Source organism: Chelativorans sp. YIM 93263, from assembly GCF_028767125.1.
Taxonomy (GTDB): domain Bacteria; phylum Pseudomonadota; class Alphaproteobacteria; order Rhizobiales; family Rhizobiaceae; genus Chelativorans.
On sequence record NZ_JAKCWP010000001.1, the window covers coordinates 628,455 to 648,678 of the forward strand.

Genomic DNA, 20,224 nt, shown 5'->3' on the forward strand with positions numbered 1-20,224 from the left:
GGAAAGCTTCTGACCCTAGGTGGAGGAAGAGAATTGGTGCAAGGCCTGACGCTGAAACCGGTAAAATGCCGCAACAATGTAGGGGAAGGAGCGTGTCCGGAGACATCCGTCCTCGGACGTATCGGCTCCCTCGAAGTGCGGCTTGCCTGCAATGCACGCGAGGTCGCGGCATCGCAAGCGATTCGCTTTCAGGTCTTTTATCAGGAAATGGGGGCGAAGACCCGGGCTTTGGAAGTTCAGGAAGAGCGCGACGCCGATCGCTTCGACGCCGTATGCGACCACCTCCTGGTAATCGACACGGCCTTATCCGGCGCCGTGCACGAAAGGATCGTCGGGACTTACCGGCTTCTGCCGCCGGAAAAAGCCATCGCGGCGGGCGGCTTTTATTCGGAGGACGAATTCGAGCTGAAAAGCCTGCTCAATCGCCATCCCGACAAGCGCTTTCTCGAACTCGGCCGCTCCTGCGTTCTTCCTGCCTATCGCTCCAAGCGTACGATCGAGCTGCTGTGGCAGGGTATCTGGGCCTATTGCCGCCAAAATCGCATCGATGTGATGACCGGCTGCGCCTCCTTTCCGGGCACGGTTCCGGCCGCCCACGCCGAGGCGCTCTCCTTCCTCGCTCATTTTTGCCAGGCCGAGGGGACGTGGCACGTCCGGGCGCGCAACAGCCGCTATATTCCTATGGATCTGATGCCATGTGAGGCGGTCAACATGAAATCGGCTCTCACGGCCCTGCCGCCGCTTATCAAGGGATATCTGCGCCTCGGCGCAAAGTTTGGCGAGGGCTGTGTCGTCGACCCGGATTTCTCGACGACTGACGTTCTCGTCGTGCTGCCGGTCGAGGCGATTTCGAAGCGCTATGTGGCGTACTACGGCGCGGAGGCCGAGCGGTTCGCTGCCTGATGTCGATCACCGCCTCGGCCTCCGATGGCGGGCCGCGGTCGAGTACCACGGCTTGCCCAATCATGAGTCGGCCGACAGGCAGCCGACAAGCGACTCAGTCAGGTTTCCAATCAGCGTGAAATAAAGATCCGGGCCGTCCTCGAGATCGGCTCCGAGCGGATCGAGCACACCGGAGCGGGCATCCGTTCCTTCCGTGACGACGCTGATGAGCTTGGGTTCGAACTGCGGCTCACGGAAGACGCAAGTGGCGCCCAGTTCCACAATCTTGTCCTGGACTTCTCTGAGCCGCCGTGCGCCCGGCAGAACCTCGGGGCTGACCGTAATGGATCCGGCCGCCTGCAGACCGAAGCGGTTTTCATAATAATGGAAAGCATCATGGAAGACGACGAAGGTTTCGTCGTCGACGCTCGCCAGCGCTTCCTCGGTTTCGGCGATCAGTGTGTCGATGCGAGTATAGAGTGCGGCGGCGTTCTGTTCATAAATCGACGCGTTCTGCGGATCGGCCTGGGAGAGAGAATGCGCGATGTGGTGCACCATCACGCGCGCATTTTCCGGGTCCAGCCAGATATGCGTATCAACCTCGTCATGCGCATGGTCGTGACCATGATCATCGTCATGAGCCGCGTGGTCGTGATCCTCATGCTCGGGATGATGCTTACCATGCGCCTCGTCATGATGGTCGTGGTCGCCGGCATCATCGTGGCCGGCATGATCGCCGTGATCATGGTCGTGAGCCTCGAAAGCGCCGCCCTCGCGGATCTCGAGCTGCGTCAGGCCGGGCGTTTCGGAAAGCATTACAACTTCGGCATCGCCCGCCAGCGATTGCAGCGACGATTCCAGGAATGTTTCGATTCCCGGGCCCACCCAGAAGACCAAATCGGCATCTTCCAGCATCCCGGCTTCAGACGGGCGCATCGAATAGGTGTGCGGCGAAGCCGCTCCCTTCACGAGCAGTTCAGGAGTTCCCGCACCTTCCATAACAGCCGCAACCAGCGAGTGAACGGGCTTGATGGAGGCGACGACCTTTTCAGCAGCGTCCGCCTGCGCGGCAACGAGGAGGGGCGCGGTAGCGGCGCCAAGCAGGAGGTGACGTGACCTGAACATTCGGAGATCCCTCATTTGTGGTAAATGCAAGTGTTGGATAATGTTATCACATTACATACGTGGCATTTCTATACTGTTCTGATTGGTTGCTGGCAAGCCGCCCGGACTGCTCGGGATCGACGTGCGATCCTTCGCGATCATATGTAATAACATTACACATCGGTTGCGTAACCCTATAACGTGTGCCATATGCATGGCAAGAGAGTTTGGAAAAACGAATGCTGCAGAAGATGGCGGGAGACGGGCAGTCGCTGGTCGAAATGCGAAACGCCGGCATTCACCGGGGCGGGCGCTGGCTCGTTCGTGGCGTGGACCTGACCGTCCGCCGCGGTGAGATCGTCACTCTCATCGGGCCGAACGGGTCGGGCAAGAGTACGACAGTCAAGACTGCCATTGGTGTGTTGCGGCCGGACCAGGGCATGGTGGAGCGGTCTCGCTCCTTGAAAATAGGCTATGTGCCGCAGAAGGTCACAGTGGACTGGACGCTACCGCTCACCGTCGAGCGCCTGATGACATTGACGGGCCGGCTCGACCGAACAGCGCTTCAAGAGGCGCTTGAGGCGGCGGGTATCGAGCATCTGGCGAAGGCGGAGGTGCAGACGCTTTCGGGGGGCGAGTTCCAGCGCGCGCTTTTGGCCCGTGCGCTGGCGCGCAAACCCGATCTTCTGGTGCTCGACGAGCCGGTCCAAGGAGTCGACTTCTCCGGGGAGATCGCGCTCTATCAGCTCATCCGGGAGATCCGCGACCGTACCGGGTGCGGCGTCCTGCTTATCTCCCATGATCTGCACGTGGTCATGGCCGAAACCGACACGGTGCTCTGCCTGAACGGTCATGTCTGCTGCCGCGGCACGCCGGAGAATGTGGTCAAGAGCGCCGAATACATGCAGCTCTTCGGCTCGCGGGCCGGCGAGACGCTTGCCATCTACCGCCATCACCACGACCATACGCATCTGCCGGACGGCCGCGTGCGCCACGCGGACGGCACGGTTGCGGAGACCTGCGACGCCACGAGCCGGGAAGCGACCGGCGCCTCAGATGACGAGACCGTAGGGGCCAACCGCAATGCTGGATGATTTCTTCACCCGCGCGCTGGTTGCCGGCGTCGGTCTCGCCATCGTTGCAGGGCCGCTCGGTTGTTTCGTCGTGTGGCGGCGCATGGCCTATTTCGGGGATACGATGGCGCATTCGGCCCTTTTGGGCGTGGCGCTCGCCTTTTGGTTCGAGATCAACCTGATGGTCGGGGTCTTCATTGCCGCCGCGATGGCTTCCGTGGCGCTGTTGGCCTTGCAGCGGCAGGGGACACTCTCAACGGATGCTCTTTTGGGCATTCTGTCCCATTCCACTCTGGCGCTCGGTCTGGTCATGGTCGCCTTCATGAGCTGGGTCCGGATCGACCTAATGGGCTTCCTGTTCGGCGACATTCTGGCTGTCTCACGCCTGGACATCGCAATGATCTACGGCGGCGGTGCCGCGGTGCTGGCCGTGTTGGCGTGGCTCTGGCGGCCGCTTCTGGCGGCGACGGTCAACGGCGAGATCGCGGAGGCCGAAGGCATGCGGCCGGAGCGGGCGCGCTTCATATTCATGCTCCTGATGGCCGCCATGATCGCCATCGCCATGAAGATCGTGGGTATTCTCCTGATTACATCGCTGCTCATCATACCGGCCGCAGCCGGGCGCCGATTCGCCGCCACGCCGGAGACGATGGCGGTGGCGGCATCCTTGACGGGCGCTGTTGCCGTGGTCACGGGACTATTCGGCTCACTGCATTTTGATACACCTTCGGGACCGTCTATCGTGGTGGCCGCGCTCATTCTGTTCCTCGTCAGCCTCGTACGCTTGCCCGCGCTGCTGGGCACGCGGGATACTCAGCCAGGACAATCGCCATGAACGCACAAGTGGATCTGACCCGAAATCAGGCTTTGGTGCTGCAAGCGCTGGACGGAGCCGAGGGCCCGCTCAGCGCCTATACTATTCTCGACAAGTTGCGGGACGACGGTTTTCGCGCCCCGCTCCAGGTCTATCGTGCGCTCGACAAACTTCAGGAACTCGGCCTCGTCCACCGGCTGGAAAGCATCAATGCCTTCGTCGCCTGCTGCCAGCCCCACCGCCACGACCACGAGATGATCGCCTTCGCCATTTGCGGGAAGTGCGGCAATGTCGATGAGTTCAGCGATTCGATGCTTGAGGAGCGGCTGGGCACATGGGTGCGGGCGCACCGGTTCAAGCCGGCCAAGACGACCATCGAGATCAGAGGCGCCTGCGCCGACTGCGCCGACGCTGAGCGCGAATTGGAGAGCCCTGCGCGCTCTAATTGATGATACCGTTCTGCGTGAGCTGAATGGCCGCCGGGCCCAGGATTACGGCGAAAAGGACTGGCAGGAAGAAAAGGATCATTGGAACCGTAAGCTTCGGCGGCAGCGCGGCGGCTTTCTTCTCGGCCGCGTTCAGCCGTGCATCTCGGCTCTCGTCCGCCAGCACGCGCAGGGCGTGGCTCACGGGCGTGCCATAGCGCTCGGCCTGGATCAGTGCCTGCGACGTACTCTTGACCGAATCCAGCCCCGTGCGGTTGGCAAGGTTCTCATAGGCTTGCCGGCGCTCCTGAAGGAAGGAAAGCTCGGCATTTGTAAGAACAAATTCCTCGGCGAGCGCTACCGATTGCGTGCCGATCTCGGCCGCCACCCGGCGGAAAGCCGCCTCCACCGACATCCCCGATTCCACGCAGATGAGCAAGAGGTCAAGCGCATCGGGCCAGGCCCGCTGTATCTGCTGCTTACGCTTGGTCGCCCGGTTGGTCACGTAAAGCACCGGGAGGTAGAATCCGGCATAGGCGGCGAGAATGCACACGAAAACACGCATGAAGAGAGGCTGCTCGGCGAGCGCTCCCAGCCCGAAGACGTAAAAGCCCGCGATCGCCAGCCCAACAAAGGGCAAAATCAGGCGAAAGAAGAGGAATTTCGTCAGCGGGCTCTCACCGCGGAAGCCGGCGGCGCGCAGCTTGGCGATCGTGGCATCGTCCACGAGCGCCCGGCGCAAATCGAGGCGGTCGACAATATTGCGCAGGCCGCGGTTGTCCTCCTGGCGCAGGCCGCCGCGGCGCCGGCGCTCGGCGTCGGCTGCCAGTTGCGCGCGCTGTTTGGCACGCAGTTCCTCGCGTTCGAGGGCGACGGACTTCATGCGCGTGCGCAAGGTGTCGCTTTGCAGCGGCATCACCGTGAAGACCGTCGCGAAGACGGCGACGGCGACCAGGACGGCCACGAGAAAGCCGGGATCCATGATCGTGCTGACGACGCTGTCCACAGGCCCTAAACCTCGAAATTCATCATCTGGCGCATGACGAAGATCCCCATGCACATCCACATGGCCGAGACCGCGAGAATGAGATGGCCCGTCGATGTGGTGAAAAGCGGCGCGATGTAGCCGGGGCTGGTGATATAGACCAGCACGGCGACGATGACGGGCAACGCGCCGATGATGGCGGCGGAGGCTTTGGCCTCCATCGAAAGTGCCTGCACCTTCGCTTTCATTTTCTTGCGGTCCCTGAGAACGCGCGAAAGATTGCCCAATGCTTCGGAGAGATTGCCGCCCGCCTGGCTCTGGATCTGGATCACGATGCCGAAGAAATTGGCTTCGGGGCAGGGCATTGTTTCGGGCATGCGCATGGCAGCATCGGCCGCAGACATGCCGAGTTGATGGGATTCCACGAGCCGGCGAAACTCCGCCCGCACCGGCTCCCTGGCCTCGCTGGCAATCATCCGCACCGCGTCATTGAGCGGCAGGCCCGAGCGGACGGCCCGCACGATCACGTCCAATGCGTTGGGAAACTCGTTGAGAAACGCTTTGATGCGGCGTTTGCGCAGATAGACGACCACCCATCGCGGCAGCCCCAGGCCACCCGCCAGAAGGGCGCCGGGCAGGGCGAACAGCGGTGCACCCAGCAGGAACGCCAACAGTGTCACCACCACCGCGCTGACCGCCGAAAGCACGTAGAAGCGCTGCACACTCATATCCAGCCCTGCCTGCCGAAGTTTGATCGTCAGCGGCGGACGGATGAGATACTGCTCGCGGTCGCGCTGCTTCTCATCCAACTCCTTCAGCGATTGCTGAATGGTTCTGCGCCTCTTGGCTGCTTCGGCGACGCGGTCGCGCGAGGCTTTCACGATATCGCGGTCCGTCTCGGTGCGCTTGACCGTCTCGAGCCGGCGGCCGGCCTTCTTCTCGTTGGCCACCGCGTTGAACATCAGTCCATAGGCCACCGCTCCGGCGCTGCAGGCGGCAAGCGCGATAAAAGCCAAAAGGGTTACGTCCATGCCGAACATCGAGATCGTGACCTAGTCCGATTTCTTTTCCATTGCTTCCAGCGCCGCCGCCAGGCGCTGATCCTCGCCGTAGTAGCGCGCGCGGTCCCAGAAGGCCGGGCGGGCTACCCCGGTGGAAACGTGCTTGCCGAGAATACGGCCGGTGGAGTCCTCGCCTCTGATCTCGTAATCCATGAGGTCCTGGGTGACGACCACGTCCCCCTCCATGCCGACCACCTCGGTAATCCGGGTGATGCGGCGGGAGCCGTCGCGCAGGCGGGCCGCCTGGATGATGACGTCCACCGAGCCGACCATGATTTCCCGCACCGTCCGCTGTGGCAGGGAAAATCCACCCATGGCCATCATGGATTCCATGCGGCTCAGGCATTCGCGCGGGCTGTTGGCGTGGATCGTGCCCATTGAGCCGTCATGGCCGGTGTTCATGGCCTGAAGCAGGTCGAACACCTCCGGTCCGCGCACCTCGCCGACAATGATGCGCTCCGGACGCATGCGCAGGCAGTTGCGCACCAGATCGCGCATCGTCACCTCGCCCTCGCCCTCCAGGTTCGGCGGGCGCGTCTCCAGCCGCACTACATGCGGCTGCTGAAGCTGGAGCTCGGCGGAATCCTCGCAGGTGATGATGCGCTCGTCCCGGTCGATGTAATTGGTTAGGCAGTTGAGCAGCGTCGTCTTGCCCGAGCCCGTACCGCCGGAAATCACGATATTGCAGCGGACCCGGCCGATGATCTTCAGAACTTCCGCGCCCTCCGGGGAAATGGCTCCGAAACGTACGAGCTGATCCAGCGTCAGCTTGTCCTTCTTGAACTTGCGGATGGTCAGCGACGGGCCCTCGAGAGCCAGCGGCGGCGCGATCACGTTGACGCGCGAGCCGTCGGGAAGGCGGGCATCGCAGATGGGGCTTGATTCGTCCACGCGCCGCCCGACCTGGCTGACGATGCGCTGGCAGATATTGAGGAGCTGTTGGTTGTCGCGGAAGCGGACGCCCGTCTTCTCCACCTTCCCGTCAACCTCGATATAAACCTTGCGCGCGCCGTTCACCATGATATCGGCGATCTCGTCACGCGCCAGCAGCGGCTCCAAAGGGCCGAAGCCCAGGACATCGTTGCAGATGTCCTCCAGAAGCTCTTCCTGCTCGGATATCGACATTGCCAGATTCTTGATGGCGATGATGTCGTTGACGATGTCGCGGATTTCCTCGCGCGCGCTGTCCGGGTCCATCCGGGCGAGTTGGGACAGGTCGATCGTGTCGATCAGCGCCGAAAAGACCTGACTCTTTGTATCATAGTAGGCATCGCCACGCTGAGCGTCGAGCACGGGTGCCCCCACCCGTGGTGCCGCTGATGCCGGGCGCTCCACCGTGGGAGCGACCGGCGGCGCGCTCAACACCTCCCGGCGCTCGGCTGGTTCCTCCGTGGCTGCCGGCGCTTCACGGTTTAAGGTCGCCGTATCCGGTGCAGTTGGTGCGGCCGGTGTCGGCTTTGGCGGCGTGTCGGTGGAGCCTCTTTTGCCAAACATGCCTCGGATCAATCCCGGTTCGATAGGGCCAGCCGGTCGAACAGCCCGAACAGGCCGGACTTCCGCTTGGGTTTCGGCTCGCGGCGCCCGGTGAGGATGTGCGCGAGTTCGTTGATGGCCTGAACGATAGCGTGGTTCGGGTCCATTTCGCCCAGCATGCGCCCGTTATTGGCGGCATTGCCGAAGAGCTGCGGCTCGAACGGAATGACCGCAAGAGGTGTAATCTCCAGCGCGTCCGCGAAATCTTCCGTGCTTATCTCCGACCGCTTGGGAACGTTTGCTTGATTAAGGATGAGCTTGGGCGGCCCATCATTGGGCCGGATCTTCTTCAACGTGTCGACTAGGTTCTTCGCATTGCGCAGATTGGCAAGCTCCGGCGTGGCGGTGATGACGATATCGTCGGCGCGCGCCAGCGTCGTCCTGCACCATTCCGTCCACATATGCGGCACGTCGAGCACGACCATGGGCGCGCTGCGCTGGGCGGTGTCGACGATATTGGCGAAAGCTTCCCCGTCGAAATCATAGGTGCGCTCCAGCGTCGACGGCGCGGCCAGAAGCGAAAGCCGTTCGGCGCATTGCGCCAGCAGCCGGTCGAGGTACACATCGTCCATCCGTTCCGGCGCAAATACCGCCTCTGCGATCCCCTGCGCCGGATCCTGGTCGAAATTGATGTTCGCGGTGCCGAAGGGCAGATCGAGATCGGCGATGACCACTTCACTCTCGAAAAGCTTCGACATGGCCCAGGACAGGTTGTGGGCGAGCGTTGAGGAGCCAACCCCGCCCTTGGCGCCGACAAAGGCCAGGGAACGCCCGACGGGCGCTGCATCGGGATCGACGTAGATGCCCGCAATGACATTGACGATATCTGCCATCGAAACCGGTGCGACCACATATTCCGAAACCCCGGTGCGAATCAGCTCGCGATAAAGGCTGACATCGTTGTGGTGCCCGATCACCACTACCTTGGAACTGGGATCGCAGACGTCAGCGAGTTGCCCGAGCGAAGCCAGGAGCTCCCGGGGCGGCGCACTGGATTCCAGCATAATAAGATTGGGTGTGGCCGCGTCCTGATAGAATTCGATCGCCGTCTGGATGCCGCCCATATGCACCTTGAGGTGGGCCTTTGCCATGCGGCGGTCCTCGCCGGCGCGCGCAACGGGGTGCGCTACGGCCTCGGTTTCGCAGAATGCCTGAACGGAGATGCGCGGCACCGGCCGCACGGATTGGAAGTCCTGCTCGTCCTCGCTGCCCCGGGTTTCCGGTTCTCTTGTTTCGTAAGCCAGGCTGGTCATGCTGTGTGCCCCCGGAATTCTTCTACAGCCTAGTAATTGATTTCGGATTGCGAGCGGAAAATTTGGGAAACCTGGCCCCGTTTGTACCGTCCGATGGCCTCCGCGCGGTTTTCCGCATCGATGCTGGTAACCTTTCGCGGTCCAAGGAAATCGTTCGGGTTGGCCACCTGCGCGGCCAGGTTCTGCTGATAGGAACAGCCGAAATTGGCGAAGTGCCGGTTATCGGCGTTGTCGAGAATATCCTCCGGCCACCGCCCGCACTGTCCGACGGAAGCCTCCATCACTGGATAGGCCAGCCGGATGGGCGGCGAACCCTCGCCGGTCGCGTTGTAGGAAAGGTGCTGGATGTGCCCGGCCGGAACGCCTTCCCGGCGCATGAACTCGGCAAACTGCATCGCAACGCTCTGCGCCACGGCGGCATTTACCGACCCTGAGGGCGAGAGGACCGTCACGCGTGGTGCGCCGTTGTCAGCGTATTCGGAAAGGAACCCGCGTATGGCCGAGGCCTGGTCAGGTGTCATCTGAAGGGTGGACGTGCCTACCGGCAAATCAAGTGTCTTGTCGCGTTCCGAGATCACGATCGGATGGTTAGTGCGGTAATCGTCGGGTACGGCGCCGACGACCACCGAGTCGGTTCCCGCACATCCCGCCAGCGCGATCCCGACCGCGCAAGGGAGGAGTTTTCTCATAAGCGTGTCGAACATGCCGAGCCCTCCGCCGATCATTTGTAGATGTAGCCGACGACGCCGTGATAGCGCCCATTGGGCAGGTCGGTCTTCATCGTGCCGTAGATTCGATTGACTCGGCCGAGGAACACACCCGCCCCGTCGCTGGGCGGGTTGAAGTTGTCGTCGGGCTTGGAGAACGCCGCGCGCTTGTTCGGCCGCGACAGATAGGGCGTCACCATAACCACAAGCTCGGTCTCGTTGCGCACGAAGTCCCGGCTGCGAAAAAGCGCGCCGAGGACGGGCAGCTTCGACAGGCCCGGCGCGCCGTTGAAGACCTGGCGCACATCGTCCTGCACGAGCCCGGCGATCATCATGGTTCCGCCAGAGGGCAGCTCGATCGTGGTATCCGCCAGCCGTTTGCGGATGGAGATGAAGGTCGTTCCCGGCAATTGCCGGCTGACCGATCCTTCGAGAGTGGACGAGCCCTGGAATGTCGGTTCAGACACCGATGTCCGCACTTTCAGGCTGATGCGCCCCGGGGACAGAACGGTGGGCTGAAACTCGAGCCCGATCCCGTACTCCACCTTCTCGGATTCATAGATGATCTCGCCGGTTTGGTTATCATCGGAGACAGCGCTGGATCGTCCCGTCACGATGTTGAACTCACCGCCGACCCTAAAGGTGGCCTTTTCGCCGGACACTGCGGACAGAGCAGGCTCAGCCAGAGTCTTCATGACGCCGCTCTGCTCCATGGCGTTTAGGTAGCCGTCGATGAGCGATCCGCCCGCCGCGATACCAGTTGAGGAACGCGGCTTGCCGAGACCAAACGCGTTCTCGGAAATTGCGCCCCAGCCGATCCCGTCCGCGCTGCCGCGTGCGATCAGATTTACACCGAGCTGCTTCATCACTGACCGGCTGACCTCGGCGACCGTGACCTTCAGTGTCACCTGATCTTCACCGACGATCTCCAGCATGTTGACGATGCTGCTCGACCGCCGCTGCCGGTCGGGGTTGTAGATGGCCACGCCGCCGCCATCGGTTGGCGCGGCTGCCGTCTGCGAAAACTGGCCAGTGGTCGCTTCACCGCCGGTGACGAAGATTCTCGCAAGCTGCTCGGCGCGGCCTGCGTCCTGAGGCGTTTGGACCACGCCGGTGAGCACGACGTTGTCGTTGATCAACTCGACGTCGATTTCGGATTCGGGAAGAAAGCGCTTGAGATGTGCTTCAAGGCCGGTCACGTCACGTTCAACGTCAATGTCCAGGCTGGCGATCTGCTCCCCGTCGGCGCCGAAAACGAAAATGTTCGTCTGGCCGACCTGCTTGCCGAAGAGATATACGCGCCGCGCGGTGCGAGTAACCGCATCCGCGACCGCCGGATTGGACACCAGGATGTCATAGGCATCGCGCGGCAGGTCGATCACCAGAGACTTGTTGAGGCCCAGCTTGACGCGTTGCGATCGGCCGTCGACCGCCATAACGTCACTGGCCGCAGCGCTCGTCACAAGGCGCGCTTGGTCCGAAAGCCCGAACGGCCCGGCAAGGAGTACTAAGCCCAGTAGAGCCAGCCAGGGCAGGTGCGCGTTCAGGCATTTTCCTCTCGCGGTCGCATACTGCGCGGAGGCGCATCTTCTTTTCATCAGCGCGTCCCCTCATTCGTCACATCGCCCGATTTTATCAGGCGCACACTGTTGCCGCGTCCTGCCCCTACGACGAGATGCCGCCCGATCTTGCCGGCCGTCTCATTCGCGTCGGCCTTGGAGCGGAGGGCGAGGGTGAGGCGGTCGGCCATCTCCTGCGCTGCCGTGATGATCTCGGCCTCCTCCGCCGTCAGCTCGAGCGTGGCCGTCTCGCCGATCTTGACGCGCCGGCCGTCCTCATCTTCCTGCAGGGTTTGGTCGATGGCCAGAACGCGCACATTCTCCAAAACCGTTTCGGTCACGAAGCTGTTAGACGAAGACGGATCGTCGGCGCGCCGGGCCATGATCACGTCCACGTGATCGTTGGGAAGGATGAAACCGCCGGCGGATGTGTCGGCTGCGATCCTTGTGGCCACCGCCCGCTTGCCGGATGGAAGAATGGCCGACATGAAGCTTTCGCCGGCGCCGACCAGCTTGTTTCGGCTCAGCGGCTCGCCGGTGTACAGGGGAACGCGAGCCACCGCCTCCTGCAATTCACTCACTGCATCCGGGTTTTCCTTGCGGGTGATGAAACCCGGGCTGACCGCTTCTGCCGGCCATTCCTGCCAGTGCAAGGCGGCTCCCACGGGTTCGCCCATCGGCACGTCGCTCGCCAGGGTAAGCACATCCTTCATCTCGACCGGCGGTCGGCCGGGAGGGGCGGAAGCGACCTGCGGCTCGGGCGTTGCAAGGTTCTTGGCCAGAAAGCCCGCACCGATCGCCGCGACGACCGCGACGCCGAGAATGACAATGCGGGTTTTGTTCATTATTTTGCCCCCTTATACGGATGAACCGCATTTCGGGGCCGACCATGTTCCGGAAACGTCAAATTACAGTTAACAAAACCACTACAAGCATCTTAATCGAGAGTTGACACTTGCGGGCCGGAATCCGGCGATAGTTAAAATTTTACCGATTATTCACCATGGCCGCATTATAACCGCATTCAGCGCGGGTTCGCGAATCTGTTCACGGAACGTTTTTACGCGACATTGCATTATGCGATCATGCAACGCGCAATGATGACCATTGCCGAGGATACAATGCAGCCGAGAAAAAAAAACGCCAAACAGACCTCTGAGACGGCCCGGTTGATTTTCCGCCAGGTCCGCCGTGCTGAAAACACGCGTTTTCTTCGCCGGCTGCCCGGCTTCACGCTGGATTGTGAATTGCCGAACCGCCTGCGCGAGCTGCTCGGTCACCTGCAAGAAGCCGAGGAGAGCCAGCGGGGCAGCGCCCAGCACTAGCTCTTCACACCTACAACAAGCCGGCCTGCACGGCCGCTTCCTTCAGGCTCGTCTGAAGGCGCGGTCCGATCTGCTCGATCACCTTGGATGCGGCAAGTGAGCCCAGCCGACCACAATCGGTGAGGCTGCGGCCATGGGCGAGGCCGAAGAGAAAACCAGCCGCATAGAGATCCCCGGCTCCGGTCGAATCCACTATATCGTCCACCTGGACAGGGTTGACGGCCACGGTTTCCTCTCTGGTGGCCACGATTGAGCCGTGTTCGGAACGCGTCACCACACCGAGGCGGCAATCGGCGCGAATGGCCGCAAGCCCCTCGTCGAACGAGGAGGTCTGGTAAAGCGAGAGCAATTCGTGCTCGTTGGCGAAGACGATGTCGACCGTGCCGGAGCGCATCAGATCGAGAAACTCGCCGCGATAACGGTCGACGCAGAAGGAATCCGACAGGGTCATGGCCATCTGCTGCCCGGCCGCGTGAGCGATCTCGGCCGTCTTGCGGATCGCCTCCTTGGCGCGCGGCGGATCCCAAAGATATCCCTCGAAGTAGCTGATTTTGGCCGCTTTCACCTTTTCTTCCTCGACGTCCTCCGGCCCGAGCTCCACGCACGCCCCCAGATAGGTGTTCATGGAGCGCTCGCCGTCGGGAGTCACGAAAATCATCGAGCGTGCCGTTGGCGGCCGGTTTTCGAGCGGACGCGTGTCGAAGGCCACGCCCTGCGCACGGATGTCGTGGCGATAGATATCGCCGAGCTGATCGTTGCAGACCTTCCCGAAGAAAGCCGCGGAGCCGCCGAATCCCGCCACGCCGGCCGCGGTGTTGCCGGCACTGCCGCCGGAGGTTTCGACGGCAGGGCCCATATTATCGTAGAGGAAGGTCGCCCGCTCCTCGTCGATCAGGTTCATCGCCCCGCGGATGATGTCGTTCTCGACCAGGAATGCCTCGTCGCATCGCGCGATGATGTCGACAATGGCATTGCCGATGCACAGAACGTCGTAATCACTCATACAATTCTCCGAAACGGTTTGGGGATGGCGATAAGGATTTCCGGGGGTTTACCTCCTCACACCGGCTTTTGCAAAGGCCGGCTTTCCGCAGCGCTTGCACTGCTCTCCCCTTACCCCTATCTCGCAAAGTGACTTTTCTGCACGGGAAGGGCTGCCATCTCATGATTCTCGAAGCCGCGCGCGCCGCCGCCAGCCAGCTCTTCCTGCCGGCCTTCCGCAAGGCACTCTACAAGACACTTGGCCTCACGCTCGTGATTCTGGCAGGCATCTGGGTCGCCACGAGCGCCTTGTTCGATGCCTATGCCATGCCGTGGCTGGAATCGCTTCTCCCGGGGCTGCCTTCCTGGGCGGGCTGGCTCGGCTTCATCGCGGCCATTGCCGCGGGGCTGGGCCTTGCCCTTGCATTGGCGCTCCTGATCGCCCCGGTCACCGCCATCGTCGCCGGCATCTTTCTCGACGAAGTGGCCGAAACCGTCGAGCGGGAGAGTTATCCACAGGACCCGCCCGGCGAAGCCGTGCCCTTCTTCCCGGCAATGATCATGGCGCTGAAATTTCTCGGCGTGATCATCATCGGCAATATCTTCGCGCTGTTGCTGCTGCTGGTGCCCGGCGTGAACCTGATCGCCTTTTTTATCGTGAACGCCTACCTGCTCGGGCGTGAATTCTTCGAGTTCGCCGCCATGCGCTTTCGCGGCGAGAGCGAGGCCAAGGCCTTGCGCCGGCGCTATGCCGGAACGGTCTTCGTAGCTGGCTTCGTTGTCGCCGGCTTCCTGGCGGTCCCGTTTCTCAACCTGCTAACCCCGCTTTTCGCCGCGGCCATGATGGTGCATCTTTATAAATCGATCTCGGCGCGCGAGGCCTCAGCGTGATTTCCCGGCCCAGCGCATGCGCATGTAGACGTCACCGCGCCTGAGTTCATCCAGCATCTGCTGAAGACGTTTATCGCGCGTCTCCGCCCGCTTCGCGCGGGCGATCCAGTGCAGATAATCGTTACGCTGATAGGCCGGACGTTCCTCATAGGCCGCCATCAGGTCCCGTCCGTCGAGCGCGGCGCGCACATCGTCGGGCATCGGAGCGAGTGGTCTCTTCAGCGCCATGTCTTTTCCTCCAGGCCAGGCATTCAGGCAGGTCAGCTTCCTCAATCGTCCGTTTCGCCTCCACCGGCTCGAGCGGCTCCAGGGGTGCCGGAACGTCCGTCGTCTTTTCCGGCGCCTTGCATACGTCCGCGATGATGCAGCCCGGGCAATCCGGCTTGCGCGCCTTGCACACATAGCGCCCGTGCAGGATCAGCCAGTGGTGGGCGTGACGCGCGAATTCATCCGGAATGACCTCGAGGAGCGCCTTCTCGACCGCATCCGGCGTCTTTCCGGGCGCCAGTTCGATGCGATTGGCTATGCGAAAGATATGCGTATCCACCGCCATTGTCGGCTGCCCGAAGGCCATGTTGAGCACAACATTCGCCGTCTTGCGTCCAACACCCGGCAGTTTCGTCAGCGCATCCCGGTCGCCCGGCACCTCGCCATCATGTTCCCGTATCAGGCCCTCGCAGAGTGCGATCACGTTCTTGGCCTTGTTGCGCCACAGCCCGATGGTGCGGATATATTCGCCCAGCTTTTCCTCGCCCAGCGCCAGCATCTTCTCCGGTGTATCGGCAACCTCGAAGAGGGCACGCGTCGCCTTGTTGACGCCCGCATCGGTCGCCTGCGCCGAAAGGACGACCGCCACCAGCAGCGTAAATGGGTTCACATGCTCCAGTTCCCCCTTCGGCTCCGGCCGCTGCACGCGAAACCGGCGAAAAATCTCCTCGACCTCGCTGCCGGAATACGCCGTTAAGATTTTCTTCGGCTTGGCGGGCTTTTTCGCCCCCTTTGAAGCCGTTGCGGAACCGCGCGCAACTTTTTTTGTCTTGGGCTTTTGCATGCCGCCTCTATAATTCGAGTTATGGAAGAAATGAATGCCGCCGACGCGCCTTTCTTCAAGGCCATGCTCGTTCCCCACCGCTCCCTTGGCACCAACGGCTTTGCCGTTCTCATGGGGGTGCTTCTGCTTATCTGGCTGACGGTCGGCGCCATCTTCCTGAGCATTGGTGCGTGGCCCATTGTCGGCTTTTTCGGGCTCGACGTCCTCGCGATCTATATCGCCTTCCGTATGAATTACCGCGCCGCCCGTGCGCGGGAGGAAGTATCCCTTTCCCGCACCAATCTCCACATCCGCAAGGTGCCGCCTTCCGGTCGTGTCGAAGAACACAGCATCAACCCATTCTGGGCGCGTTTCCAGGTCCAGCGCCATTCCGAGATCGGCATCACCGACATGGTGGTGGAGACGAGAGGAAAGCGGGTGCTCCTGGGCAGTTTTCTCAATCCGGACGACCGCGAAAACTTCGCGGAAGCCTTTGGCCGCGCACTTGCCACGGCCAAGGGACGATAGTTGCAAGAAACGGGTGGAGCGCGGCCTTTCTTCGGCACATATTGGCATTCAAGGAGACAAGACCATGAATGCACAGATAGCGGTTCTTGAGCGCGACATCACCCCTGCCGGCAGCGACTACGAGATCGTGCGGCATGTCATCGAGACGATTTCGCGCGACTATCGCGAACAGCCCTCGCTTGAGAGGCTGGCCACGGAGGTGGGCGAGACCCCAACCGGGCTGCAGAAGCTCTTTACCCGTTGGGCCGGTCTTTCGCCAAAAGCGTTTCTGCAGGCCGTGACGTTGGACCATGCCCGCCGGCTGCTCGACGGGGGCGTGCCCCTCCTGGAGGCGTCGCTCGAGCTTGGCATGTCGGGTCCGGGCCGCCTTCACGACCTTTTCGTCACCCATGAGGCCATTTCGCCAGGCGAGTACAAGCTGCGCGGCGAAGGACTGACCATCCGATACGGCTTTCATGTCTCGCCCTTCGGCATTGCGCTGGTCATGGTGACCGAGCGCGGCCTTGCCGGGCTCGCTTTCGCCGATCCGGGGGAGGAGCAGGCCGCCTTTAAGGACATGAGCGGGCGCTGGCCGAATGCGCGATACGTCGAGGATCTCTCGGCCACCGCACCTTTTGCAAAACGTGTTTTCGATCCGGCTCACTGGCAGTCCGAGGAGCCGTTGCGCGTTGTTTTCATAGGCACGGATTTTCAGGTCCGCGTCTGGGAAGCGCTTTTGAAGATCCCCATGGGGCGCGTCCGCGCCTATTCCGATATCGCCGCCGAGATCGGCAGTCCCAAGGCCTCGCGGGCCGTCGGTGCGGCCATCGGCGCCAACCCGCTTTCGTTCGTCGTTCCCTGTCACCGGGCGGTGGGCAAGTGCGGCGCGCTGACGGGCTATCACTGGGGGCTGACGCGCAAGCGCGCCATTCTGGGCTGGGAAACCGGGCAGCTTTGGCGCGCCGGCTGAACGGCGCTTGCGGATTTTCAATAACTGGCTAGCCTTCCTGCGGTTCTTCGACGGGAGGCATTCGTGATCACCATTGCAGGCTCCATCAATCTCGACCTTATCGCGCGCGTTGCGCGACTGCCGGAGCCGGGCGAAACCGTGCCGGGGCGCGACTTTGTCACCGCGCCGGGCGGCAAGGGAGCTAATCAGGCACTCGCCGCGCGCCGGGCGTCCGCGGCTGTGCGCATGGTCGGGGCAGTAGGGGCCGACGCCTTCGCCGGTCAAGCCTTGTCGCTCCTGAGAGAGGCCGGCGTGGACCTCTCGGGGGTCAAGGAAACAGCGGAACCCACCGGTACGGCGATGATCCTAGTGGGCGATGATGGCGAGAACGTCATCACCGTCATCGCGGGCGCCAATGGGCAGGTTTCGGCGGCGGATATCGAGGCGGCCGCGTTTCGCGCGGGAGAATTCGTACTCCTTCAGCACGAGATCCCGCTCGCCACCGTTAAAGCCGCCTTGAAATCCTGCCGTGCGGCCGGGGGCGTCTCGCTGCTCAACACAGCGCCGTTTCATGCCGAGGCCGCGCCGCTCCTCGGGCAAGCCGATTACATTATAGCCAATGAGACGGAATTCGACCTTTATGCGGAGGAGCTGTCGCTTGTCGGCAGCAGCCGCGAGGAGAAGATGCGGGCTTTTGCGTCCGAGAGCGGGCGCACCCTCGTCGTCACTCTCGGAAAGGAAGGCGTGCTCGCCGCCACGCCGGAGGTTTTCTTCCGTGTTCCCACACTCTCCGTTGTGCCGGTCGATACGGTCGGTGCGGGCGACACGTTCTGCGGTTACCTGGCAGCCGGCCTCGCCGAAGGATTGGCGCTCGAGGCCGCATTGCGGCAGGCCGCCGCTGCCGGCGCACTCGCCTGTCTCAAACCCGGCGCCCAGCCTTCCATTCCTTTGCGGGCCGAAGTGGACGCAGCGCTCGACGTCAGCGCCTGATTCGCACGAGAGCGGCTCCCTTCGCTCGTCATCCTTTGGTATTCGCTCCGCCCAAGGACGGAATAACGACTGTTTCTGCTGACCACCGGCGCACCAACGCCTCTGCTAGGCACCTCCCTAAGCGATTAGCTGCGAGGTCGATGCCGGCGTTATCCCCTCCCTTGTGGGCAATAAAGCGACTTCAACATCTTAGCTGGAGCGTAGCAGAAGCTAAGTGTTGGAAACCGCAAGAGAGGGGCTCGCCGGCTGCAACGTAGCGCGCCAACCACGCTCCGAATTTTATCCGCGTGCGGGGATAAAAAATGGCGCCTCAGACATTTCCTCGGCAGATAAGCATTTGTTTTTGCTCGATATCAGAAAAAAGTTTGAGCTTTTTCGGCTGATTTTATCCTACAACGCCCAGCCGCTCTTATCATGCACCCCATCGCCCTCACGGGAACCGGGTCCGGACCGGGGATCAGGGAGGGCGGCGGCAGCCTCCCCCTGTGGTGCTCCGGTAGCCACAGGCATGTGAGGGCCCGCAACAGGCCGGCGGCGCCGGGGTGCTGGGTGACAGACAGCATCGCCGGAAAAGCCAGGCACCGGGTGAGAGACGGTGTCGGGCAGCCGCGGAGAAGCCGCTATGGCTTCGTCTTCGGCCCGGCCAAGACCACCCCCTAATTGGGTGCAGCCGGGCAGGAGAGAGAAGCCCGAGTGACCGGCCAACCGCGGGACAGCGGCCGGCGGGGCGCGTGGAACGCGCCACTTAAACTAATAGAGAGGCTCGGAACACGCGCCCCGTTTCCCGATCTTTGACAAACCCCGGCGGAGAAGAGCCGCGCGGGAACGAATAGGTATGCCTTCACCTCATCCTGAGGAGGGCCGCTTACCCGGCTTGGCAGCGATGCCGCTCGCGCTCGGGCCGGGGCCGTTACTTCGCAAGCCTCTCGGCCACCAGCGCTGCAAGGCGTTCGGCCACGGCGTCCTTCGACATTTCGGGCCACTCCTCCACATGTTCGGTCCCCACGACCTGCACGCGGTTGCGTGCGCCCCCCATCACGCCACCCGGTCCCACTCCGCTGTCGTGCGAGACATCGTTAGCCACGATGATGTCGGCGCCCTTTTTCAGGAGTTTTACGCGGGCGTTCTCGATGACGTTTTCCGTTTCGGCCGCGAAGCCGATGACGAGTTGCGGGCGACTTCCGTGATGGCCGATCTCGGCCAGGATGTCGGGGTTCTCGGAGAGCGTAAGCGTCGAGCCGTATTTGCCCTTCTTGATTTTCTCGGCACTTTGCGTCTCCGCGCGCCAGTCGGCGACGGCGGCGACGAAAATCCCCGCGTCGGCCGGAAGACAGGATTCGACCGCCTCGCGCATCTCCCGCGCGCTTTCGACATGGACCGTCCGTGCGCCGACGGGGTTGGGGATTGTCACGGGCCCGGAAATCAGATGCACATCCGCCCCCAGCCTCGCCAGCGCCGCGGCGATGGCATGGCCCTGTTTGCCGGAAGAGCGGTTGGCAATGTAGCGCACGGGATCGATCGCCTCGTGCGTCGGACCGGAGGTCACGACGATTCGTTTCCCCGCGAGCGGCTTTTTACCGTCGTCGAGAATGTTTTCTATCGCCGCGACGATCTCCAGCGGCTCGGCCATGCGGCCCTCGCCGGCCTCACCGCTTTCGGCCATCTCGCCGCTGTTGGGGCCGGTAAATCGGATACCGTCCTTTGCCAGGGTTTCAAAATTGCGCCGGGTTGCCGGATGTGACCACATCGCCGGGTTCATCGCCGGCGCCATGAGCACCGGTTTGTCGGTGGCGAGCAGGACGGCCGAGGCAAGATCGTTCGCCAGCCCATGAGCAAGTTTCGCCATGAGATCGGCCGTTGCCGGCGCCACCGCGACAAGATCGGCCTCGCGGGCCAGCCGGATATGGCCAACATCCTGCTCGTCCTGGCGGTCGAAAAGGTCGGTAAAGACATGATCGGCCGACAGCGCGCCGACGGAAAGCGGCGTGATGAATTCCTGCGCGGCACGCGTCATGATGCACCGCACGGCTGCACCCTGTTCGCGCAGCCGCCGGATCAGGTCCAGGCACTTATAAGCCGCGATACCGCCGCCGATGATGAGAAGAACGCGCTTTCCCGAAAGGGCCATGGACCGCCTCTCAAGCCGGTTTCATTG

21 protein-coding genes are annotated in these 20,224 nt (G+C 62.5%); 9 read left to right on the top strand and 12 right to left on the bottom strand.

All coding sequences use genetic code 11. From position 1 onward, the window contains the following. Window positions 1-51: 51 nt before the first annotated feature. Window positions 52-903 carry a GNAT family N-acetyltransferase gene (locus LY631_RS03090; RefSeq protein ID WP_274423887.1) on the top strand — a complete coding sequence of 284 codons (852 nt, stop codon included), beginning with the start codon at window positions 52-54 and terminating at the stop codon, window positions 901-903. Window positions 904-963: 60 nt separating this feature from the next. Here the strand turns inward: LY631_RS03090 and znuA are convergent, their stop codons facing one another. Beyond that, window positions 964-2,007, bottom strand: a complete 1,044-nt coding sequence (gene znuA, locus LY631_RS03095; protein ID WP_274423639.1) for a zinc ABC transporter substrate-binding protein ZnuA — start codon at window positions 2,005-2,007, stop codon at window positions 964-966. 218 nt (window positions 2,008-2,225) lie between these two features. Here znuA and LY631_RS03100 point away from each other — a divergent pair, with 218 nt between their 5' ends. Genes LY631_RS03100 through LY631_RS03110 form a run of 3 tightly spaced genes read left to right on the top strand, consistent with a single transcriptional unit; the run spans window position 2,226 to window position 4,322 of the window. Continuing rightward, complete coding sequence (locus tag LY631_RS03100; protein WP_274423640.1) at window positions 2,226-3,080, top strand: ATP-binding cassette domain-containing protein; 855 nt, start codon at window positions 2,226-2,228, stop codon at window positions 3,078-3,080. Further along, entirely contained in the window at window positions 3,070-3,894 is an 825-nt protein-coding gene (locus LY631_RS03105; RefSeq protein WP_274423641.1) for a metal ABC transporter permease, read from the top strand. The genes LY631_RS03100 and LY631_RS03105 overlap by 11 nt, the downstream gene beginning before the upstream one ends. Next, the gene (locus LY631_RS03110; RefSeq protein ID WP_274423642.1) at window positions 3,891-4,322 is read left to right on the top strand and encodes a Fur family transcriptional regulator; all 432 of its coding nucleotides are present in this window, start codon (window positions 3,891-3,893) and stop codon (window positions 4,320-4,322) included. The genes LY631_RS03105 and LY631_RS03110 overlap by 4 nt, the downstream gene beginning before the upstream one ends. Here LY631_RS03110 and LY631_RS03115 read toward each other — a convergent pair. From LY631_RS03115 to cpaB, 7 genes are read right to left on the bottom strand one after another with little or no spacing between them, the layout of a single operon-like run. Continuing rightward, a complete protein-coding gene (locus LY631_RS03115; RefSeq protein WP_274423888.1) occupies window positions 4,315-5,280 on the bottom strand; it encodes a type II secretion system F family protein in 966 nt (321 codons plus the stop codon). The two genes, LY631_RS03110 and LY631_RS03115, sit on opposite strands and share 8 nt — an antisense overlap. Window positions 5,281-5,309: 29 nt before the next feature. After that, window positions 5,310-6,323: a type II secretion system F family protein gene (locus tag LY631_RS03120; protein ID WP_274423643.1), complete on the bottom strand. Its 1,014-nt coding sequence runs from the start codon at window positions 6,321-6,323 to the stop codon at window positions 5,310-5,312. A gap of 12 nt (window positions 6,324-6,335) precedes the next feature. Beyond that, a complete protein-coding gene (locus LY631_RS03125) occupies window positions 6,336-7,838 on the bottom strand; it encodes a CpaF family protein (protein WP_274423644.1) in 1,503 nt (500 codons plus the stop codon). A gap of 8 nt (window positions 7,839-7,846) precedes the next feature. Continuing rightward, a complete protein-coding gene (locus tag LY631_RS03130; protein WP_274423645.1) occupies window positions 7,847-9,130 on the bottom strand; it encodes an AAA family ATPase in 1,284 nt (427 codons plus the stop codon). Window positions 9,131-9,159: 29 nt separating this feature from the next. After that, complete coding sequence (locus LY631_RS03135) at window positions 9,160-9,834, bottom strand: CpaD family pilus assembly protein (protein ID WP_274423646.1); 675 nt, start codon at window positions 9,832-9,834, stop codon at window positions 9,160-9,162. A 17-nt stretch (window positions 9,835-9,851) separates the two neighbouring features. Continuing rightward, the gene (locus LY631_RS03140; RefSeq protein WP_445082824.1) at window positions 9,852-11,435 is read right to left on the bottom strand and encodes a type II and III secretion system protein family protein; all 1,584 of its coding nucleotides are present in this window, start codon (window positions 11,433-11,435) and stop codon (window positions 9,852-9,854) included. Then, window positions 11,435-12,241 carry a Flp pilus assembly protein CpaB gene (gene cpaB / locus LY631_RS03145; protein WP_274423647.1) on the bottom strand — a complete coding sequence of 269 codons (807 nt, stop codon included), beginning with the start codon at window positions 12,239-12,241 and terminating at the stop codon, window positions 11,435-11,437. The genes LY631_RS03140 and cpaB overlap by 1 nt, the downstream gene beginning before the upstream one ends. A 252-nt stretch (window positions 12,242-12,493) precedes the next feature. Between cpaB and LY631_RS03150 the strand changes: the two genes are divergently transcribed. After that, the gene (locus tag LY631_RS03150) at window positions 12,494-12,721 is read left to right on the top strand and encodes a hypothetical protein (protein WP_274423648.1); all 228 of its coding nucleotides are present in this window, start codon (window positions 12,494-12,496) and stop codon (window positions 12,719-12,721) included. Between the two features lie 10 nt (window positions 12,722-12,731). Here LY631_RS03150 and LY631_RS03155 read toward each other — a convergent pair whose 3' ends face one another. Further along, window positions 12,732-13,724 (bottom strand): adenosine kinase, encoded by a 993-nt coding sequence (locus LY631_RS03155; RefSeq protein ID WP_274423649.1) that lies wholly within the window; start codon window positions 13,722-13,724, stop codon window positions 12,732-12,734. A 161-nt stretch (window positions 13,725-13,885) separates the two neighbouring features. Here LY631_RS03155 and LY631_RS03160 point away from each other — a divergent pair, with 161 nt between their 5' ends. Beyond that, entirely contained in the window at window positions 13,886-14,593 is a 708-nt protein-coding gene (locus LY631_RS03160; protein ID WP_274423650.1) for a sulfate transporter family protein, read from the top strand. Here the strand turns inward: LY631_RS03160 and LY631_RS03165 are convergent. After that, entirely contained in the window at window positions 14,585-14,794 is a 210-nt protein-coding gene (locus tag LY631_RS03165) for a YdeI/OmpD-associated family protein (protein ID WP_274423651.1), read from the bottom strand. The genes LY631_RS03160 and LY631_RS03165 overlap by 9 nt on opposite strands. Then, window positions 14,739-15,644 carry an endonuclease III gene (nth, locus tag LY631_RS03170; RefSeq protein ID WP_274423652.1) on the bottom strand — a complete coding sequence of 302 codons (906 nt, stop codon included), beginning with the start codon at window positions 15,642-15,644 and terminating at the stop codon, window positions 14,739-14,741. Before nth ends, LY631_RS03165 begins: the two co-directional genes overlap by 56 nt. 21 nt (window positions 15,645-15,665) lie before the next feature. On the opposite strand from nth, the gene LY631_RS03175 reads away from it, so the two are divergent. The 3 genes from LY631_RS03175 (at window position 15,666) to LY631_RS03185 (ending at window position 18,069) form a co-directional block, all read left to right on the top strand. Then, entirely contained in the window at window positions 15,666-16,151 is a 486-nt protein-coding gene (locus LY631_RS03175) for a DUF2244 domain-containing protein (RefSeq protein ID WP_274423653.1), read from the top strand. A gap of 64 nt (window positions 16,152-16,215) precedes the next feature. Continuing rightward, window positions 16,216-17,100, top strand: coding sequence for a bifunctional helix-turn-helix domain-containing protein/methylated-DNA--[protein]-cysteine S-methyltransferase (locus tag LY631_RS03180; RefSeq protein ID WP_274423654.1), 885 nt, complete (start codon window positions 16,216-16,218; stop codon window positions 17,098-17,100). Window positions 17,101-17,163: 63 nt separating this feature from the next. Beyond that, window positions 17,164-18,069 carry a ribokinase gene (locus LY631_RS03185; protein ID WP_274423655.1) on the top strand — a complete coding sequence of 302 codons (906 nt, stop codon included), beginning with the start codon at window positions 17,164-17,166 and terminating at the stop codon, window positions 18,067-18,069. 910 nt (window positions 18,070-18,979) lie between these two features. On the opposite strand, the gene coaBC is transcribed toward LY631_RS03185, so the two are convergent. Continuing rightward, on the bottom strand, window positions 18,980-20,197 hold the full coding sequence (gene coaBC / locus LY631_RS03190) for a bifunctional phosphopantothenoylcysteine decarboxylase/phosphopantothenate--cysteine ligase CoaBC (RefSeq protein WP_274423656.1): 1,218 nt from the start codon (window positions 20,195-20,197) through the stop codon (window positions 18,980-18,982). Between the last annotated feature and the right edge of the window lie 27 nt (window positions 20,198-20,224).

Bases quoted from the DNA above. Each gene is read 5' to 3' on its own strand.
- LY631_RS03135 (WP_274423646.1), bottom strand. From the start codon at position 9,834: ATGTTCGACACGCTTATGAGAAAACTCCTCCCTTGCGCGGTCGGGATC.
- LY631_RS03160 (WP_274423650.1), top strand. From the start codon at position 13,886: ATGATTCTCGAAGCCGCGCGCGCCGCCGCCAGCCAGCTCTTCCTGCCG.
- LY631_RS03180 (WP_274423654.1), top strand. From the start codon at position 16,216: ATGAATGCACAGATAGCGGTTCTTGAGCGCGACATCACCCCTGCCGGC.
- nth (WP_274423652.1), bottom strand. From the start codon at position 15,644: ATGCAAAAGCCCAAGACAAAAAAAGTTGCGCGCGGTTCCGCAACGGCT.
- LY631_RS03115 (WP_274423888.1), bottom strand. From the start codon at position 5,280: ATGGATCCCGGCTTTCTCGTGGCCGTCCTGGTCGCCGTCGCCGTCTTC.
- LY631_RS03120 (WP_274423643.1), bottom strand. From the start codon at position 6,323: ATGTTCGGCATGGACGTAACCCTTTTGGCTTTTATCGCGCTTGCCGCC.
- znuA (WP_274423639.1), bottom strand. From the start codon at position 2,007: ATGTTCAGGTCACGTCACCTCCTGCTTGGCGCCGCTACCGCGCCCCTC.
- LY631_RS03165 (WP_274423651.1), bottom strand. From the start codon at position 14,794: ATGCCCGACGATGTGCGCGCCGCGCTCGACGGACGGGACCTGATGGCG.
- LY631_RS03175 (WP_274423653.1), top strand. From the start codon at position 15,666: ATGGAAGAAATGAATGCCGCCGACGCGCCTTTCTTCAAGGCCATGCTC.
- LY631_RS03125 (WP_274423644.1), bottom strand. From the start codon at position 7,838: ATGTTTGGCAAAAGAGGCTCCACCGACACGCCGCCAAAGCCGACACCG.
- LY631_RS03130 (WP_274423645.1), bottom strand. From the start codon at position 9,130: ATGACCAGCCTGGCTTACGAAACAAGAGAACCGGAAACCCGGGGCAGC.
- cpaB (WP_274423647.1), bottom strand. From the start codon at position 12,241: ATGAACAAAACCCGCATTGTCATTCTCGGCGTCGCGGTCGTCGCGGCG.
- LY631_RS03155 (WP_274423649.1), bottom strand. From the start codon at position 13,724: ATGAGTGATTACGACGTTCTGTGCATCGGCAATGCCATTGTCGACATC.
- LY631_RS03100 (WP_274423640.1), top strand. From the start codon at position 2,226: ATGCTGCAGAAGATGGCGGGAGACGGGCAGTCGCTGGTCGAAATGCGA.
- LY631_RS03140 (WP_445082824.1), bottom strand. From the start codon at position 11,435: ATGAAAAGAAGATGCGCCTCCGCGCAGTATGCGACCGCGAGAGGAAAA.
- LY631_RS03110 (WP_274423642.1), top strand. From the start codon at position 3,891: ATGAACGCACAAGTGGATCTGACCCGAAATCAGGCTTTGGTGCTGCAA.
- coaBC (WP_274423656.1), bottom strand. From the start codon at position 20,197: ATGGCCCTTTCGGGAAAGCGCGTTCTTCTCATCATCGGCGGCGGTATC.
- LY631_RS03150 (WP_274423648.1), top strand. From the start codon at position 12,494: ATGATGACCATTGCCGAGGATACAATGCAGCCGAGAAAAAAAAACGCC.
- LY631_RS03105 (WP_274423641.1), top strand. From the start codon at position 3,070: ATGCTGGATGATTTCTTCACCCGCGCGCTGGTTGCCGGCGTCGGTCTC.